At 58.5% G+C, this 3,138-nt stretch carries 3 protein-coding genes and 1 pseudogene; 1 reads left to right on the top strand and 3 read right to left on the bottom strand.

All coding sequences use genetic code 11. The features are described from left to right. Positions 1-118: 118 nt before the first annotated feature. The 3 genes and pseudogenes from FQ320_RS27020 to FQ320_RS25035 form a co-directional block, all read right to left on the bottom strand. Positions 119-241 carry a DeoR family transcriptional regulator gene (locus tag FQ320_RS27020; RefSeq protein ID WP_148475969.1) on the bottom strand — a complete coding sequence of 41 codons (123 nt, stop codon included), beginning with the start codon at positions 239-241 and terminating at the stop codon, positions 119-121. Between the two features lie 217 nt (positions 242-458). Continuing rightward, positions 459-906 (bottom strand): annotated as a pseudogene (locus tag FQ320_RS25030) (transposase); the annotation flags it as partial. Positions 907-1,150: 244 nt separating this feature from the next. Then, entirely contained in the window at positions 1,151-2,257 is a 1,107-nt protein-coding gene (locus FQ320_RS25035) for an NADH:flavin oxidoreductase (protein WP_148475970.1), read from the bottom strand. 103 nt (positions 2,258-2,360) lie between these two features. Here FQ320_RS25035 and FQ320_RS25040 point away from each other — a divergent pair, with 103 nt between their 5' ends. Continuing rightward, positions 2,361-2,744, top strand: coding sequence for a helix-turn-helix domain-containing protein (locus FQ320_RS25040; RefSeq protein WP_148475971.1), 384 nt, complete (start codon positions 2,361-2,363; stop codon positions 2,742-2,744). Positions 2,745-3,138: the final 394 nt, after the last annotated feature.

The raw sequence follows: 3,138 nt of genomic DNA on the forward strand, positions 1-3,138 counted from the left end.
TTGCCAAGTCGACACCGATAATAGTAACTTCGGACATGGATGCTCCTTCCTTTTGTGATGGCTTTAACACTCACCACAATGGCACATTGCGATGCCGTCGGGAGGGGCATCCACGCCATCAACAGAGCCGTGGTGTTGTCTGAAAGCGTTCGGAAAGCTGCTCAACGCTCACCCGTCCGTTCTCTTTCAAAAATTGAAGCATCGCCTGACGCCGCGTCTCAGTATTCCTACTAGCTTTCATTTGGGGTCTCTTTTTGTATGATTCCCGTTCGAATGAACAGTATAACGAAACTTTAATCTATCCATTACGCGCAGATATTTCCGAAAATTGAACTCCACCTGGTCAATCCCGGATGATCACCGGGTGGCTCCAAATTAACTCGAACCCGTCTCGATTGTCTCCCGCCGCTTCGGGCCGCGCATTGCCCGGCAGTCGAAACGAAGTTTCGATGAGAGGGATGCTTGCGCGCGTGCCACTCGCCTTCACCTTCAACCTTGATGCCGGTGCTGTCCACTGCCCGGCCGTCGCTGCTTGCAGCGACGAGAGGGGATCAAGAGGTGCAATGGCCCCTTCGATCCACGATACGGGACAGCCACGTTCAAGGTCTTTTGCCGGCGGCGCAGCGTGCTGAAATTTGGCACGGACCAGTCGAACCCGGCGAGCTTCAGCAGGCTCGCGACAAACCCAGTCGTTTGCCGAAGCGCCATGCCGAAGAGGACCTTGAGCGTGAGGCAGGCCTGAATGGCCGCCGTATAGATCGGTTGCCGGCCGCGTTTGCTCGTCGGTGCAGCCTCCCACACCATATCCGGATCGAATCAGACGCTCAGCGATCCACGCTGTTTCAGCGCGAGGTTGTAGTCATGCCAGTTCGTGGTCTTGTAGACTGTCTTTGCAGATATCCTCATGCCGCTCAGCTACCACATTGGATTCCCGCGGTGAATCCCAAGCAGGCTTTGCGCAACAAGGCCCAAAAAACTGCCTCGGCACGTATCTGTATACACGGAAGCGCTCATTTTGGCCTGTTTACAGCCGTGATAGATGGCGAATTGGTCCGGCTGCACATGTAATGCCCAGCACGTTGCTGAGCATGACATGTGCGATTTCGAGCCATTCGAGCGACGGGCCAGGCGTGCTGACCCGCCGAAGAAGTTATGCGAGGGCCTGGAGGTCTTCGGCCTTGAAGCCATGCAGCGCGTCCATCTGGCCGTTATGAACTTTTTGCACCCACTGCGCATCTGACAGGATGGCGCGGCCGACCGCGATCAGGTCGAATTCATCACGCTCCATCCGGTTGACCAGCCGGTCGAGCGGTGTGGTCTGCGACCCTTCACCCGCGAAGGCGCCGCCGAAGTCGGAATTCAGGCCGACCGATCCAACGCTGATCGTCGCAGCGCCGGTCAGCTTTTTCGCCCATCCGGCAAAGTTCAGACCGTCCGCGCCGTCGAGTTCGGGAAATTCAGGCTCCCAAAACCGACGCTGAGAGCAGTGCAGCATATCGACGCCTGCCTCGACCAACGGCATAAGCCAGTCCGTCATCTCGTCCGGGGTCGTGGCCAGCCGCGCGGTGTAGTCCTGCTGTTTCCATTGGCTAACGCGCAGGATCAGCGGAAAGTCCGGGCCGACGGAGGCGCGGATCGCTTTCACGATTTCTGCGGCAAAGCGCGAGCGCTCTTTGATCGTGGGGCCGTTCCAGCGGTCGTCGCGCTGGTTCGTGCCGGACCAGAAAAACTGGTCGATCAGGTAGCCGTGTGCGCCGTGCACCTCGACCGCGTCAAAGCCTGCGTCGCGGGCCAGCTTGGCCGAGGATGCGAAGGCCGCGATGGTGTCTGCAATGTCCGCTTCGGACATGGCACGGCCGCGGGGATTGTTCGGACCGACAAGACCAGACGGGCTTTCGACTTCGGCCTCAGGCTCCCACTTACCGGCGCGCGTGGAGCCGGTGTGCCAGATCTGCGGCGCAATTTTGCCGCCTGCCGCATGCACGGCAGCGGCAACATCGGTCCAACCGGCCATCGCCTTGTCTCCGTGAAAGAACGGAATACCGGGCGTGTTGCGCGACGCGGGACGGTCGATCACGGTGCCTTCGGTCAGGATCAGGCCGACGTCGGCGGCCGCACGGCGTTCATAATAGTCCACCTGCGGCTGTCCGGGGATGCCTTCAGGGGCCATGCTGCGGGTCATGGGGGCCATGACGATGCGGTTGCGCAGTTCCATCCCTTTAAGGGAGAAGGGGCGGAAGAGTGTGTCGGTTTTCATGTCGTATCCTGATTAGCTATTTTCGTTTCGACGGCTTAGGTATACTTCTTATACCAAGTGTCCAGAGCGCACCTAAGATGCACTAAGTAACCCGGAGGAAGCCATGCCGCATGACACGCACTGCAACGGATCCCGTTTTTCGGTCGATTGCCCATCACGTCTGCTGTTCGATCAGGTCGCCGACAAGTGGTCGATGATGATCATGACGGTGCTGAACGGCGGCGGCACACGGTTTAATGATCTGAAGCGGCGGTTGGAAGGGGTCTCGCAGAAGTCGCTATCAATGACCCTTAAACGTCTAGAGCGGAATGGGATCATCGCCCGAACTGTCGTCGCGAGCACGCCGCCGGGTGTGCTTTACGAGATGACGCCGCTGGGTCTGACCTTGTTGCCGCCGTTTCAGGCGATCTATCTTTGGGCGAACAGCAACATGGACGCGGTCGAAGCGGCACGCGTTGCCTATGACAAGGACCACAGCGAAAGCTGACGGTGATGGTGGTCAAACATCCAGCGATCTCGGCAAAAAGATCGCGGCTTTCCCAGTTGTTGTGACAGGTAATTCAGCTAATCCAGCGCCTTTGCAAAAGGTCGTGCACTATGACGGGGCGCAGGCATTTCGACGAACCGATAAATGTCTTGGCTGGCCTGAAAACGGCCATTCGTTACGGGAGCCAACTATGTCCGGTAAGGGCCGTGATTGACGGACGCTCCTACCGCATCTGCGCAATGCTGCGCGTTAGAGAAAGTCAGCTTCGATGTAGGTTTCTCGGACGCCCCGCGCGACGTTTGAGTGACGCGGGACGTTGCCTGGCGTCGGAGAAGCGCTCAAGCGGGAAATCGCGGGGTTGGGCTTGGTGGGTGGTTTGTTGCTATGGGGATTG

The organism is Oceaniovalibus sp. ACAM 378, assembly GCF_008085915.1.
Taxonomy (GTDB): Bacteria; Pseudomonadota; Alphaproteobacteria; order Rhodobacterales; family Rhodobacteraceae; genus Oceaniglobus.